Below are 13,572 nucleotides of genomic sequence, written 5' to 3'. Positions count from 1 at the left end.
GCTCATCCTTATTGTACACGAAAACGAGAAAAACTGCCCGAATTTTCGGGCAGTTTTCACTTATTCGGGCATATTGACATACAAATCGTCAATAACCGGATCGTTTTGAATTAAGCCTGTTTCCTTCATCCAGTCCGCTGTTTCCTGCCATGGCTCTTCCTCCTGATAGCCGAAGCCCTGCTCCCCTTCCATAAGCGGCAGCAAAATCGCCATGCTTTCTTTTTCTACCTCTTCTTCAAGCGGGAAGTTTTCTGTTTCCTGATTGGCCATTAAAATGTCCAGCGCTTCATCTGGATTAGCCTTCATATCCGCAAAGCCTTTTTCAGCCGCGCGCCAGAAAGCCTGGATCAGCTCCGGGTTTTCTTCCCATGTTTTGTCACTCGTAACAGCAATGAGCTCATAAAACGACGGAACACCGTATTCCGTTAAATCAAAGTTTGCGGTTTGATAGCCTTCAAATTCAAGCAGCGGCACCTCGTGATTAATATAAGCGCCGACGACTGCATCGGCCCTCTTACTGATCAGCGTTGAATTCAGCTCAAACCCGACATCCACCAATTCGACCTTTGATGGGTCACCTCCATCTTCCTCGACCATTGTTTTGACAATCGATTCATTCAATGGAATGCCGGTGTAGCCAACGGTTTTGCCTTCTAAATCCTTTGGTGACTTGATATTGCTTTCAGCTAGAGACACAACACGGTTTAAAGGCTCTCTTACAATGGTGCCGACCGATTTCACTCCGACATTTTGCTCAGTGCGCGCAACGATAACGTCAGGCTGATACGTGATGGCCATTGTAACCTGATCCGATGCCGCCATGCCGATTGGATCGGTTGCATTGGCCGGGAATTGAATATCCAGATTGATGCCTTCTTCTTTAAAATACCCCTTTTCCTCTGCCACATACAAAAAGCTGTGAACGGCATTCGGGTACCAGTCGAGCATCAAGCTGACATCCTGCATCTCCTCACTGCCGCCTGCTTCCCCCGCTCCTTCTTCGTTTGTACTTGATCCGCACCCTGCAAGCAGCATCGCCGCGAGAATACCTGCTGTCCATTTTTTCATTTTAACTTCCTCCATTTCATTGATTTTGATTCCATTATTTTCACGATTAAAAATAAAGCAATGCCGACGACGGATAGAAGAACTATCGGCGCAAACACAGCCGCTCCATCAAACTGCGTCATCATCCGGCGGCTGAAGTACCCAAGTCCCGACTGGGCGCCGAGCCATTCGCCAATGGCCGCACCAATAACGCTGAGTGTGACCGCCACCTTTAAGCCGGAAAAGAAATGCGGTTTGGCCGATGGCACCTGCACTTTGAAAAAGATGTCTTTTTTCGTCCCGCCCATCGTCAGCATTAACTCCCGAAGCTCCCGGCTGCTTGACTTCAGTCCATCAAACGTGTTGACCGTAATGGGAAAAAACGTAATCAGCACCGTGACGACAACCTTGCTCCAAATGCCATAGCCGAAAAACATAATAAAAATTGGCGCAAGCGCAATAGTCGGGATCATTTGAGAAGAAATAACGAGCGGATAAAACGCGCGCTCTGCCGTTTCACTCATGACCATCCAGACAGCCAGACTGACGCCCAGCACAATGGAAATCGCCAGTCCGAGGAGGATAATAGCCAGCGTTGACGGCAAATGGTCCAGAACAAGCGTCTCTTTCAGCTCCCAAAACCGAACGGCTACACCGGACGGCGGCGGAAAGATAAACGGCAGGTTAATGATTCGAGAAACCAATTCCCATAGACCAAACAGAAAAAGAACAATGAGGGCAGCCGGTCCGTATTTTTTCATCATCGCACGGTCCCCCTGCCCCGAAGCTGGTCTATGAGCCGATCCTTCATCTCCAGGACAGCCGGATCGTTCATAGCCCGCAATGTCCTCGGCCGTTCAAGCGGCACAACAACCTCTTGAAGCGACTGTACCGGCGTGTCCTGAAACACAAAAATCCGGTCGGACAAAAACAGTGCTTCATTCACATCATGCGTAATGAACAAAATGGTTTTCTCCCGCTTTTCCCACTGATCGAGCAGCCATTCCTGCATCGACAGCCGGGTGATGGCATCCAGTGCACTAAAGGGCTCATCCAGCAGCAAAATATTCGATCCGGTTAAAATGGACCGTAAAAAAGAAACCCGCTGCCGCATGCCGCCGGACAGTTCAGACGGATATTTATGCTCGGTTCCGCTCAGCCCAAATTCCGTTAAAAGCGGGGTCATTTTCTCCACAGCTTCTTTTTTCTTCATCCCCGCCAGCTCAAGCGGCACGGCGGCATTTTGAAGGACGGTCCGCCACGGCATTAACAGATCCTGCTGCGGCATATAGCCCGTGCGTCCGTGCCGGCTTTGAACGGCTTCTCCGTTTAAGCGGATCGTTCCGGCTTCTTCCTGCTCAAGCCCGGTGATCAAGCGAAAAAGCGTGCTTTTCCCTGACCCGCTTGCCCCAATAATGGTGACAAATTCACGATCATGCACCGTGAGATGAAACTGATCCAAAATTGGCTTTTTTCCACTGTAGGAAAACGATACATCCCGGAACTCAAGCACAGCTTCACGCATCGCCCGGCCACATTTCCCCGTTGTAGGCCATATCCCAGAACAGATATTCAAACCGGGTTGTATTGAGGAAAATCTCTTCCAGACGTGCACGCTCTCTTTCTGATTTTCCTTCCGCCTGCTCATCCATTAAATCGATGCACCACTGGGCAAGCTGGCCGAACTCATCAGAGGAATACATCTTAATCCATTCCCCGTACAGCTCATGCTCCGCCGCACCTGGAATTTGGTTCAGCTCCTTGCCGATTTCCCAGTAGCTCCACGCACATGGCAGAACCGCTGCTACGACATCTGCAAGCGTGCCATTTTGAGCCGCATGCAGCATGTAATGCGTATAAGCAAGTGTGACCGGAGACGCCTGGGCTGCCTCAAGCTCTTCTCCCGTAATGCCAAAACGAGCGGCGTATTGCCGGTGCAGCGCCATTTCTTCGTTGAGCGTCCCATCTAAAAGCGCCGCGAATTTACCCATCGTGGCGAGGTCGTCTGCCTTCACGGCACCGAGCGCAAACACCTTTGCATATTGAATTAAATACAGATAATCCTGCACCATGTAAAACCGGAACTTGTCCGCTTGAAGCGTGCCATTTCCCATTCCTGTCACAAACGGATGCTGATGGTTTTGCCGCCAGATCGGCAGGCATTTCTCCCGCAGCTGTTCACTGAATTTCATAAGAAGTTTCTCCTTTTCTTGTATGCGTCCAGTTGTATATAAACGACGCAAGCACTTTTGTGTAGTTGATCAATTCATCGAGGTCGAGCTGCTCATTCACTGCATGGGCATGCTCCAGTTTTCCGGGACCGTAAAGTGCGGTCGGAATCCCTGCATCCGCCAGCCAGCCGCCGTCTGTCACGGATGGCGACACGTCCATAATAGGCAGATTCCCCAGAACAGAGCTGTGCGCCTGTTTTAATTCCCGAACCGCCGGATGCTGTGGATCCACTTCAAACGATGGAAAAATCTCGCCCCGGTCTTCGATCATCGACGTGCCGCCCCATTCAAACTGCGGCGGATTTTCCTGCATCCACAAATCGCCTTTTGCGATATTCCGGATATACTGCTCCACTTCCTCCGCCACACTTTCATACGTTTCATCCGGATAAAAATGAACGGTAATCCACAGGCGGCACTCATCGGCGATGAAGGCGGCGTGACGTCCGCCTTCAATTACAGCCGGGTTAATCGTTGTAGTGCCTGCCGGAAACCCCGGATAGCTTTTCATCACCGCCCAGTGGCGTTCAAGCTCCTGCAGACCTGCAATGATTTTGGTCATTTTTTCGATTGCGCTTGCACCCATCAGCTTGCCGCCCGCATGAATCATCCGCCGCCGCGTCGCATCATGAAACGTTTGATCACTTTTCAGCGTAATCCAGCCGGTTATCACGCCGCCCTGTCCTTGAATATGCAGATCACTCGTGTCTACAACGAGGGCAAAATCTGCTTTATAGCCTTTCTTGCAGCATTGAAGGGTGCCGGCTTCTCCAACCTCTTCGCCAATGACCGATTGAAGCATAAGCGTGCCGGGCAGTTTCATTCCTGCTTCATGAATAAGCTGAATCGCAAACAAAGCTCCGGCAAGCCCCCCCTTCATATCCGCTGCTCCGCGCCCAATGATAGCATTGTCCTTCACAAAGGGACTGAATGGATTCGTTTCCCATTGTTCATCCTCGCTTACTTCCGCAACATCCATGTGTCCATTCACAATCAAGCTGTTGAAGGCAGCTGGGTCCGTCCCTTTTAATGTCCCAACAACATTCGGGTCTCCCGGATACACATCCCATTGATCAATCGCAAACCCTTTGTCCCGTAAAAAACCGGCCACAAACTGCTGAGCTTCTTCCGTGTTCCGGGCAGGCGGCGCCGGTGTTTGAAAGGAAATAAGGGTCTTTAGCAGATCAAACAGCTCTTCCTTTCGTTTATCGATTTCATTATGTATGTGTTCGATTGTCTGCATCTAAACATCCCTTTCTATACAGCAAAAAAGCCGTTTCTTCGAAAGGAAGAAACGGCTGTAGTGACAGAATGAAGCCAAGCGTCAAAACACCTCTTCCTTACGCCGGTCCGAACCGGTTCAAGTTATAAGGGTTAAGGCAGCTCGCCTCTCTCAGCCCTATTACGGGCGCCCCCAGCGGTGATTCCTATTTAATTGATTTTTCTGCTAGTAATGAGTTTCACTTTATCACACGAAAGCATATCATTCAATAGAAAAAGCGATTTTCCCGATTTGTTCAGCTCTTTCCAGCCGCGTAAAAGCTTCCTGATACTCGGACAGTGAATAGGTCCGGTCCATGACTGGATGAATCTGGTGCTCTTCAATGAAATGAAGCATGTCCTTTAGCTCTTCCCCACTGCCCATCGTGGAGCCGAGCATATTAAACTGACCGTAAAAAAACGTGCGCAAGTTGATCGTGACGTCATCCCCGGCAGATGCACCGAACGTGACGATCGTTCCGCCTGTTCTCAGCTGCCCGAGTGACTGGTTAAAAGTGGCAGCGCCAACTGATTCAATGACAAGATCCATCTTCTCGCCGTTTAACGCTTCATTCCAATCGGCGGACGAATCAATCGCTTTGTTTGCACCAAGCTCTAAAGCCTTTTGGCGCTTTTCTTTAGAGCGGGACGTGACATACACGGCAGCGCCGGCTGCTTTTGCAAATTGAAGCAAAAACGTTGCTACACCGCTGCCGATTCCAGGGATGAGCACCTTCATACCCGGCTTCACCTTTCCTCTTGTGAATAACGCCCGGTACGCAGTCAATGCGGCAAGGGACAGGACGCCTGCTTCTTCCCAAGATAAGTGCTTTGGCTTCGGCAGCGCGTTTTCTGCCGGAACCGTAATTGATTTTGCAAACGTGCCATGGAACGGCAGCCCGACAATTTCAAACCCCTCCGGCGGTGCATCGCTTTGATCCGGCCAGCCCAGACCCGGATTAATGATCACTTCATCGCCTGCTTTGACCGCAGTGACCCCCTCGCCGACCGATTCCACTATTCCCGCCCCATCCGAGCCAATGATCAGCGGCGGCTCATTCTCCTTGTGACGCTTCAGCACAAACAAGTCACGGTGATTCAGCCCGGCTGCTTTTAAGCGGATGCGCACCTCTCCCTTACCTGGAAGCGGCTCTTCTATTTCCCGATATGAAACCCCTTCAAGACCGGCTGTACCTTCATGCACGATCGCCTTCATCCAAATTCCCCCTTTTGTAGTGAATATGATATGATTCTACCATACATATTAGCGGTGTTTGTCCCTGCCGCTTGCAAGCTGAACGGGGCAGATACTAGAAAGAGGATCAATTATGAAAGAAATCGCGATTGGCATTTTAGCCTCGTTGTTTTTTGCGGTAACGTTTATTTTAAACCGTTCGATGGAGCTGTCAGGAGGCAGCTGGATGTGGAGCGCATCCCTTCGTTTCTTTTTTATGCTTCCTTTCTTCGTGATCATCGTTGCCATGCGCGGCAAGCTTCGGCCATTGTTCAGTGAAATGAAGCAGCATCCGGTCGCCTGGGTCGTGTGGAGCTTTTTTGGCTTTGTGCTTTTTTACGCACCGATCACGTATGCAGCAGCATCCGGACCCGGCTGGCTTGTCGGTGGTACGTGGCAGCTCACGATTGTCGCAGGCGTTCTTTTGACGCCGCTGTTTATGGACAGGAAGAATGGCCGCATGGTCCGCCAAAAAATTCCGCTCGGCGCCCTTGCGATTTCCTGTGTGATTTTAGCCGGCGTGGCGCTGCTGCAAGCAGAAAAGTCCGATGGATTTACATGGAACGGCTTTTTAACGGGTGTTCTGCCTGTTCTGATCGCCGCTTTTGCGTACCCACTCGGCAACCGGAAAATGATGGCACTTTGCGGCGGACGCCTTGATACGTTTTCACGCATTCTCGGCATGATTATCGCAAGCCTGCCGTTTTGGATTCTGCTCAGCATCACTGGCTGGGCAACAGCCGGGCCTCCATCGTCCAGCCAGCTGCTGCAAACCTTTATTGTCGGCTTGTCTTCCGGTGTGATCGCCACAACGCTCTTTTTTATCGCCACAGACCGGTCACGCCATAACCCCGGACAGCTTGCTTCCGTCGAGGCCACACAGTCCGCACAGGTGCTGTTTACTGTAATCGGCGAAGTGATTTTATTTCAGGCAGCGTTTCCGGGAACCATTGCCTCTATTGGCATCGTGTTGATCATCATCGGCATGATCCTGCACAGCTGGTACACGAAAATAACAAAGGAACGTGCTGCGCGTGAACATGTGGCATAAGCGATTTCAACACGATCGTGAGCTTCTTTTCACACCGGAGCAAATGCTTGATGTGTTCTCCGGCTGGTTCATAAAATCGTTTTCTGCGGAGAAGCGGAACGAAACGAAGGGCACCTTCATCAAGGGACAAGCCACGTGATCCAATGTGTGTTCCAAAAGCCGGAATAAAGCCAGAAAAAGCCGAGCGATCATGAGACGATCGCTCGGCTTTTCTCTCTTCATGACGAAAACCGTATTTTTTCTTAAACCAAATGGACGGCGCAATTATGTAGAATAACGCGCAATTCACACATAATTGCGCGTTACTTTCGGTAATTGCGCCGTCAACCCGGGGAATTGCGCGCTCATTCATTTAATTGCGCCGTCATCCACATATGTGCTTGGTTTTTCCTCCCGATCAAATATCCAAAACAATCTTTCCGAACGAATCTCCGCTTTCCATATACTTCATCGCGGAAACAGCGTCTGCGAGCGAAAAGCGCTTATCGATGACCGGACGAATTTCATGTTCTTCAAAAAACATCAGCATGTCGGCAAACTCCTGTGGACTGCCCATTGTCGTTCCGCGTATATCAATATGCTTGAAGAACACTCGCGGCAGCACCAGTTCAGGCACCGTGCCCGCCGTCGCACCAAAATTCACGATCCGTCCGCCGGCATTCGCCACCTGAATCAAGTCTTTGAACGGTTCTCCACCGACGCCGTCAATAATCAAGTCTGCGCCGCCTATTTTACTCTTCAAGTCCTTTACCCAGCCGTCTGTCCGGTAATTGACTCCGCCTGACGCACCCATTTCAACCGCGCGCCTAATTTTTTCGTCGCTGCTCGAAGACACATATACGTTCGCGCCTTTTGCTACAGCGATTTGCAGCGCAAACAAAGCGACTCCGCTTCCAATGCCGGGAATAAACACCGTTTCTCCCTTTTTCAGTTCGCCACGCGTCATCAGCGCCCGGTAAGCGGTTAAAGCGGAAAGTGGAATTGATGCTGCTTCCTCCCATGTTAAATACGCCGGCTTTTTATACACATTTTCACACGAAATTTTCACGTATTCCGCATATGTACCGTCTGTCGGCATGCCGAGGATATGGAACTTGGGACTGTTGAAGCGAATATCCTCTCCCCATTGAAGCCCGGGATTGATGATGACTTCATCACCTGCACGAAGACTTTCCACTCCATCACCGACCGAGTCCACAATCCCTGCTCCATCTGCTCCAAGAACAGAAGGAAGCTTCATGCCTGGATACATCCCATGCGTCACAAATACGTCGCGCCGGTTCAATGCGGCGTTTTTCAGCTTGACAACAATCTCCCAGCCTCCTGCCGCTGGCTTTTCCACTTCTGTATAACTTGCTTTTTCCGGTCCGCCGGCTTCTTTTAATACGATGGCCTTCATTTATTTTCCCCCTTGCTGGCGTTTCTCCCACCTTTACCCGTCCATTTTAACAAGAAAACGATGCGCTGCATATGATAGAGCACTACCTATTTAAAAGGATGTGTTTCTGTATGTTAACCGATCAGCTGACCAAAGCAATAAATGGCGAATTTACCGCCATCCATTGTTACGAAAAACTGGCCGATCTGGCGCCGAGTGCGGACGTCAAAAAAAGAATTTTGGCCATACGGGAAGATGAGCTTCGTCACTTTGAAGCATTCTCTGCCCTTTATCACGCTTTAACCGGCTCTGCCCCTTCGCCCAAAATGAACGAAACCTGCCCGAGAACGTTTAAGCAGGGAGTTCTTTCTGCCTTTCGCGACGAGCAAGAAACGTCAGAATTTTATCGTCAGGTGGCGGAGTCCACTCACCTTCCTTACGTAAAGCGTGTCTTCAACCGGGCGGCCGCCGATGAACAGCGGCATGCTGTTTGGTTCTTGTCTTTTATTTAAACGGACCGCTTTTCCATAGACATTTTTAGACACATAATGCAGGGATGTTAAGCGAATTGCGCTGCTTGAAAACGATAACAAAAATAAAAATATTCAGAATTCAATACCAAATTAACGATCTCTTTTCTTAAAAGTAAACACTTTCATTCCCACATTTCATCCCCCGCTTATCGCTTGCTGCATCATGGTTCAGCGTACATTTACCAGAAAACGACATGCGAACGCGCACTCCCCAAAAGGAGATGAAAAACGCTTGCTGCCGCGCCTTGACATCCATTTTCAGCGTGTTAGTATGGAAACCGTCATGAAAAACACGAACAAAAAATACGAACACGAAGGAGAGCAACATGCTAAAAAACAAAACAGTCGCGTTTATTGGTGCGGGTTCCATGGCAGAAGCGATGATCGCGGGTATTGTCAATAACGGACAATTACACCCGGAGAACGTAATTGCCACGAACCACAGCAACCAGGAAAAACGGGCAGCGCTTCAAGCAAAATATGGAATAAGAACGATGCAAAACAGTGAACTGCCTTTTGATCAAATCGATTTCTTTATTTTAGCAATGAAGCCGAAAGATGCGGATGCCGCGCTTGAATCCTTGCAAAAGCATATTCAGCCCCATCAAGTCATTCTTTCTGTTTTGGCCGGCATTCCTACTTCCCATATTGAACGCTTTTTCGAAGAAGGCCAGCAGGTTATACGCGTAATGCCGAATACATCCGCTATTGCCGAAGAATCAGCGACCGCCATTTCTTCCGGCGCGTGGACTAATGAAGACAATATGAAGGATGCCGCATCCCTGCTTCGCTGCATTGGATCGGTTTACACGATTCAAGAGGAGCAGATGGATATCTTTACAGGGATCGCAGGAAGTGGACCGGCTTATTTCTATTATTTAATGGAATCCATTGAAAAAGCAGGAGCTGAAGGCGGCTTTGATGCCGAAACGGTTCGGGCAATTGCCGCACAGACGATGTATGGCGCGGCGAAAATGATCATGCGCCAGGAGGATACACCTGCAGAGCTTCGCAAAAAGATCACATCGCCAAACGGCACGACGTTCGCAGGATTAGAAGCACTTGAGCACTTTGGAGGCGGCGAAGCCATTTATCAGGCTGTTAAAGGCGCCGCTGCACGTTCAGAAGAAATCAGCAATCAATTCTCAAAAAAACCACAGCACGTTTAAAAGGAGCGATTAGGTGACAAACAAAACAAAAAAAAGAGTCGTTGTAAAAATTGGAAGTAATTCACTAACAAGCCAGCACGGTGAAATCAGCCGTCGCAAAATTGAAAAGCTGGTTGATGAAGTTGTTCATTTAAAAGATCAAAATTATGAAGTGGTCCTCGTTTCATCGGGTGCCGTTGCAGCAGGCTACCGGAAGCTCGGATTCCTGCAGCGTCCAGATACTCTCCCAGAAAAACAGGCAGCCGCTTCGATTGGACAAGGCCTTCTCATGGAGACGTATTCGAATCTGTTTTTATCACACGGCTACACAGCGTCGCAAATGCTCATAACGAGAGATGATTTTTCGGATGAAAACCGCTATCAAAATGTCCGGAACACAATGTCTGTTCTGCTTGACCGCGGCATTATTCCGATTGTGAATGAAAATGACACTGTAACAGTGAATCATTTGAAATTCGGTGACAACGATACGTTGTCCGCGAAAGTAGCCGGCCTGATCGGGGCCGATATGCTGGCGATTTTGTCAGATATCGACGGGCTGTATGATGCGGATCCGACAAAGGACCCCCATGCGAAGATGCTTGAGCAGGTGCATGAAATTACACCTGAAATCGAGGCAGCAGCGGGCGGACCGGCAAGCGATGTCGGCACAGGCGGAATGAAGTCGAAAATTGAAGCGGTAAAAATTGCGATGGCATCCGGCATCCCATCCTTTTTAGGAAAAGCGGATAAAGCCAATATTTTATTGGACGCCGTTCGTCAAAAAGCGAAGGGCACCTATTTTGAAGTGAACGAGGCTCAGACCAATCTCGACTACAAAGAGCAATGGATCGCTTTCCATTCAGGCGCACAGGGTGAAATTATTGTCGAAGCCGAACGGGGCCAGTTTATTTTGGAGCAAAGCGACAGCTTGCTTGTTTCCGACATTTACGCGGTGAACGGCACGTTTAAAGATGGACAGGTTGTGAGCATTAAAGATGTGAACAGCAATGAAATCGGTATGGGCATCATTAATTATTCTTCCAAGCAGCTGAATGACGAACAAGTACAGCAGGCAGACACGGCGATCGACCGGAAGCAATTCGTGTGCCTTCATTTAGAAACATCTTCACCTGTCACGGTTTAATTTTAAAAGGAGGACGATCTTATCTTAACGCAAACAACACATATGACGGAACAAGCTATCCAGGCGAAAAAAGCATCAAGAGTCCTTGCTGCTCTTTCAACAGAAGTGAAAAACGAGGCGCTGATTCACGTAGCCGATCAGCTGGAAGCGAAGTATGAAGCCATTTTAAAAGCAAATGAAGCCGATTTACAGAAAGGCCGGGAAAAAGGATATGACGACGCCTATATGGACCGTCTTTCTCTTTCAAAGAATCGCGTATTCAGCTTTGCCGGCGGCCTACGCAAGGTAGCCGGTCTCCCGGACCCAGTTGGTGAAGTATCATCGAGCTGGACGCTTGAGAACGGATTGGACGTAGAAGCAGTCCGTGTTCCGCTCGGCGTCATCGGCATGATTTACGAAGCGCGCCCGAATGTGACAGTGGATGCTGCAGGCCTTGCTTTAAAATCCGGCAACGCGGTTGTCTTGAAAGGCGGCTCCTCGGCCCTTTCTTCAAATAAAGCAATCGTGAACGTGATCCACGAAGCGCTGGATGAAACGGCTATTCCAAAAGAAGCCGTTCAATTTATTGAATCCACGGACCGCAGCGCTGTTAATGAGCTTCTGACGATGAAGGAGCACATTGATGTCATTATTCCGCGCGGCGGCGGCTCGCTCATTAAAACGGTCGTGGAAAACGCAACGGTTCCGGTGCTGGAAACAGGTGTCGGCAACTGCCACTTGTACATTGACGCAGAGGCTGACGTGGAAAAAGCACTCGCTATTTTAGTTAACGCCAAAACAGACCGTCCTGCTGTGTGCAACGCGTTAGAAACAGCCATCATCCACCAGGACTGGCTGAACGAGCATAAGGATGCGTTGATTGAAACGCTTCTAACGCATAACATTGCAGTTCATGGCGACGACACCGCTGTGAAGACGATTCCGCACGCGATTCCGGCGACGGAGGAAGATTGGGCAAATGAATATTTAAGCCTGGATCTTGCCGTTAAGGTTGTCAGCGGACTCGATGACGCGATTGACCATATTAATGAATATGGCACGAACCATTCAGAAGCCATCGTGACAGAAAACAAGCAGACAGCACGCACGTTTATGACGCAGGTTGATGCAGCGGCATTGTACCACAATGCATCGACACGGTTTACCGACGGAGAAGCACTCGGCTTCGGTGCCGAAATCGGCATTTCTACTCAGAAGCTGCACGCACGAGGTCCTGTTGGTCTGCCGTCCTTGACGACGATTAAATATATCATGAGCGGTGACGGACAGGTTCGTTAACTCGTTAAACATCTGAATGATAAAGTAACAGAAAAAGCCGATTTACACTTCAGGAGTGTAAATCGGCTTTTTCATTCGGAATTAAATCCCCGCTCTGTTACGTAACCATCCATTGCCCAGACGCCTCTTTCTTTTTGTTTGGCGACGGCTTCTTTTGCTTCAAACTCGTCCAGGTATCTCGTATTCGGCGGATATACGTAGGCCACCCGTGCAAACCCTTCTTCAAGAAGTGTTTCCTGCACGCTCACGCCGTCAACGTATACATACACTAAAATCCGATCATACTTATCCAGCCGTTGTCCGACGTCGAATTCAATCGTCACTTCTCCGTCTTCAAGCAATTCGGCTGTTCGCTCCTTCGCTTCTTCGCCGAGCGGCTGCTTGCCAAGCTGCGGATGGCGCGTCTCCGGTGTATCGATTAATAAAAAACGGGCACTAAACTCTTCCTTTTTTCCGTCCTGATCTGCATCAAAGGCGAATACAGCCGTATCGCCGTCAACCGGGCGGACAAGGTCAGCCGGGATCGGCTCCATCGTCCCTTTTGATTTTAATATGCTGCCTGATTCGTTCAACGGTTCTTCTGCTTTTTCTGTTTCCGGTGTACTGTTTTGTTCTTTTTCAATTGCTGTCAGCACATCCTCTGTTATCTCCAGCACGTCACCCACATCTTCCATCGTGCAGGCTGACAGGAATCCGCCTGCAAGTGCAAGCCAAATAAAAGCGATCCACTTTTTCACTGCTTTCTCTTCCTCTCTATTCTGTCAATCAAACAAAAAAACCTCTTGGCGGCAAGAGGTTTTTACTTCCGGGCTGCTGCTTCGTCCACATATTCCGCAATAACTGGAATCGAAAGCTCAAGGCTGCTCGTTGTTAAGCTGTTTTTCACGTACTCAAGCTTGCTGCCGTCACTCGCATACGGCTGAATATTCAACACGTTGTTAATATATAAAATGCCTTCGTTTGTAATCATTGGCTTAATAATATGTCCGTCCGTTTCGTCGTAGTGACGAATTTTCTCAAGACCGTTCACAAGCCCTTCATCAAATAAATCATTCATGGCGATTTCATACACCGCCGGCTCCATATGATCGCTCATCCGCTCATGAAGCTCATACATGACATCCGGTTTGTTTTCCAAATAATATTGCACGTAGTAAGCGAGAAGCACCTGTTCTTTTACTGGCAGTTTTTTCCCCATTCAAGCTCCTCCTTTTATCCTTCGTTTCTTTCCATTATAACGATATTTGGTTAAAACAGCTAATTTC

The 13,572-nt window shown here is 49.2% G+C and carries 14 protein-coding genes and 1 riboswitch; of the genes, 5 read left to right on the top strand and 9 right to left on the bottom strand.

Features of this window, described 5'->3' with window-relative positions:
- Positions 1-60: 60 nt before the first annotated feature.
- The 6 genes from BW952_RS10345 to BW952_RS10320 form a co-directional block, all read right to left on the bottom strand.
- Positions 61-1,068 carry an ABC transporter substrate-binding protein gene (locus tag BW952_RS10345; protein WP_045851900.1) on the bottom strand — a complete coding sequence of 336 codons (1,008 nt, stop codon included), beginning with the start codon at positions 1,066-1,068 and terminating at the stop codon, positions 61-63.
- Complete coding sequence (locus tag BW952_RS10340) at positions 1,065-1,808, bottom strand: ABC transporter permease (RefSeq protein ID WP_045851920.1); 744 nt, start codon at positions 1,806-1,808, stop codon at positions 1,065-1,067. Before BW952_RS10340 ends, BW952_RS10345 begins: the two co-directional genes overlap by 4 nt.
- Positions 1,808-2,572 carry an ABC transporter ATP-binding protein gene (locus BW952_RS10335; RefSeq protein ID WP_045851899.1) on the bottom strand — a complete coding sequence of 255 codons (765 nt, stop codon included), beginning with the start codon at positions 2,570-2,572 and terminating at the stop codon, positions 1,808-1,810. The genes BW952_RS10340 and BW952_RS10335 overlap by 1 nt, the downstream gene beginning before the upstream one ends.
- A complete protein-coding gene (gene tenA / locus BW952_RS10330) occupies positions 2,565-3,239 on the bottom strand; it encodes a thiaminase II (RefSeq protein ID WP_045851898.1) in 675 nt (224 codons plus the stop codon). The genes BW952_RS10335 and tenA overlap by 8 nt, the downstream gene beginning before the upstream one ends.
- Positions 3,226-4,521, bottom strand: coding sequence for an acetylornithine deacetylase (locus BW952_RS10325; RefSeq protein WP_045851897.1), 1,296 nt, complete (start codon positions 4,519-4,521; stop codon positions 3,226-3,228). Before BW952_RS10325 ends, tenA begins: the two co-directional genes overlap by 14 nt.
- Before the next feature lie 77 nt (positions 4,522-4,598).
- Positions 4,599-4,704, bottom strand: a riboswitch (TPP riboswitch).
- 57 nt (positions 4,705-4,761) lie between these two features.
- Positions 4,762-5,754 (bottom strand): zinc-binding dehydrogenase, encoded by a 993-nt coding sequence (locus tag BW952_RS10320; protein WP_045851896.1) that lies wholly within the window; start codon positions 5,752-5,754, stop codon positions 4,762-4,764.
- Positions 5,755-5,866: 112 nt separating this feature from the next.
- On the opposite strand from BW952_RS10320, the gene BW952_RS10315 reads away from it, so the two are divergent.
- Positions 5,867-6,823: a DMT family transporter gene (locus BW952_RS10315; RefSeq protein WP_045851895.1), complete on the top strand. Its 957-nt coding sequence runs from the start codon at positions 5,867-5,869 to the stop codon at positions 6,821-6,823.
- Positions 6,824-7,220: 397 nt separating this feature from the next.
- On the opposite strand, the gene BW952_RS10310 is transcribed toward BW952_RS10315, so the two are convergent.
- Positions 7,221-8,222 (bottom strand): zinc-binding dehydrogenase, encoded by a 1,002-nt coding sequence (locus BW952_RS10310; protein ID WP_045851894.1) that lies wholly within the window; start codon positions 8,220-8,222, stop codon positions 7,221-7,223.
- A gap of 110 nt (positions 8,223-8,332) precedes the next feature.
- Here BW952_RS10310 and BW952_RS10305 point away from each other — a divergent pair, with 110 nt between their 5' ends.
- The 4 genes from BW952_RS10305 to BW952_RS10290 all read left to right on the top strand — a co-directional run bounded on the left by BW952_RS10305 (position 8,333) and on the right by BW952_RS10290 (position 12,307).
- Entirely contained in the window at positions 8,333-8,713 is a 381-nt protein-coding gene (locus BW952_RS10305) for a ferritin-like domain-containing protein (protein WP_231581468.1), read from the top strand.
- Between the two features lie 347 nt (positions 8,714-9,060).
- On the top strand, positions 9,061-9,903 hold the full coding sequence (proC, locus tag BW952_RS10300) for a pyrroline-5-carboxylate reductase (RefSeq protein WP_045851892.1): 843 nt from the start codon (positions 9,061-9,063) through the stop codon (positions 9,901-9,903).
- Between the two features lie 13 nt (positions 9,904-9,916).
- Positions 9,917-11,029, top strand: coding sequence for a glutamate 5-kinase (gene proB / locus BW952_RS10295; protein WP_045851891.1), 1,113 nt, complete (start codon positions 9,917-9,919; stop codon positions 11,027-11,029).
- Positions 11,030-11,071: 42 nt separating this feature from the next.
- Entirely contained in the window at positions 11,072-12,307 is a 1,236-nt protein-coding gene (locus tag BW952_RS10290) for a glutamate-5-semialdehyde dehydrogenase (protein WP_045851890.1), read from the top strand.
- Positions 12,308-12,378: 71 nt separating this feature from the next.
- Here BW952_RS10290 and BW952_RS10285 read toward each other — a convergent pair whose 3' ends face one another.
- Both BW952_RS10285 and BW952_RS10280 read right to left on the bottom strand, forming a co-directional pair.
- On the bottom strand, positions 12,379-13,044 hold the full coding sequence (locus tag BW952_RS10285; protein WP_052698507.1) for a thermonuclease family protein: 666 nt from the start codon (positions 13,042-13,044) through the stop codon (positions 12,379-12,381).
- Between the two features lie 62 nt (positions 13,045-13,106).
- Entirely contained in the window at positions 13,107-13,505 is a 399-nt protein-coding gene (locus BW952_RS10280; RefSeq protein WP_045851889.1) for a hypothetical protein, read from the bottom strand.
- Between the last annotated feature and the right edge of the window lie 67 nt (positions 13,506-13,572).

The organism is Domibacillus enclensis, assembly GCF_900156125.1.
Lineage (GTDB): Bacteria > Bacillota > Bacilli > Bacillales > Domibacillaceae > Domibacillus > Domibacillus enclensis.
The sequence above is the reverse complement of the archived record's forward strand: the minus strand, read 5'-3'. Positions and strand labels throughout refer to the sequence as shown.

Excerpts from the sequence above, each read along its gene's own strand:
- BW952_RS10345 (WP_045851900.1), bottom strand. The coding sequence starts at position 1,068 with ATGAAAAAATGGACAGCAGGTATTCTCGCGGCGATGCTGCTTGCAGGG.
- BW952_RS10340 (WP_045851920.1), bottom strand. The coding sequence starts at position 1,808 with ATGAAAAAATACGGACCGGCTGCCCTCATTGTTCTTTTTCTGTTTGGT.
- BW952_RS10335 (WP_045851899.1), bottom strand. The coding sequence starts at position 2,572 with ATGCGTGAAGCTGTGCTTGAGTTCCGGGATGTATCGTTTTCCTACAGT.
- tenA (WP_045851898.1), bottom strand. The coding sequence starts at position 3,239 with ATGAAATTCAGTGAACAGCTGCGGGAGAAATGCCTGCCGATCTGGCGG.
- BW952_RS10325 (WP_045851897.1), bottom strand. The coding sequence starts at position 4,521 with ATGCAGACAATCGAACACATACATAATGAAATCGATAAACGAAAGGAA.
- BW952_RS10320 (WP_045851896.1), bottom strand. The coding sequence starts at position 5,754 with ATGAAGGCGATCGTGCATGAAGGTACAGCCGGTCTTGAAGGGGTTTCA.
- BW952_RS10315 (WP_045851895.1), top strand. The coding sequence starts at position 5,867 with ATGAAAGAAATCGCGATTGGCATTTTAGCCTCGTTGTTTTTTGCGGTA.
- BW952_RS10310 (WP_045851894.1), bottom strand. The coding sequence starts at position 8,222 with ATGAAGGCCATCGTATTAAAAGAAGCCGGCGGACCGGAAAAAGCAAGT.
- BW952_RS10305 (WP_231581468.1), top strand. The coding sequence starts at position 8,333 with ATGTTAACCGATCAGCTGACCAAAGCAATAAATGGCGAATTTACCGCC.
- proC (WP_045851892.1), top strand. The coding sequence starts at position 9,061 with ATGCTAAAAAACAAAACAGTCGCGTTTATTGGTGCGGGTTCCATGGCA.
- BW952_RS10290 (WP_045851890.1), top strand. The coding sequence starts at position 11,072 with ATGACGGAACAAGCTATCCAGGCGAAAAAAGCATCAAGAGTCCTTGCT.
- BW952_RS10280 (WP_045851889.1), bottom strand. The coding sequence starts at position 13,505 with ATGGGGAAAAAACTGCCAGTAAAAGAACAGGTGCTTCTCGCTTACTAC.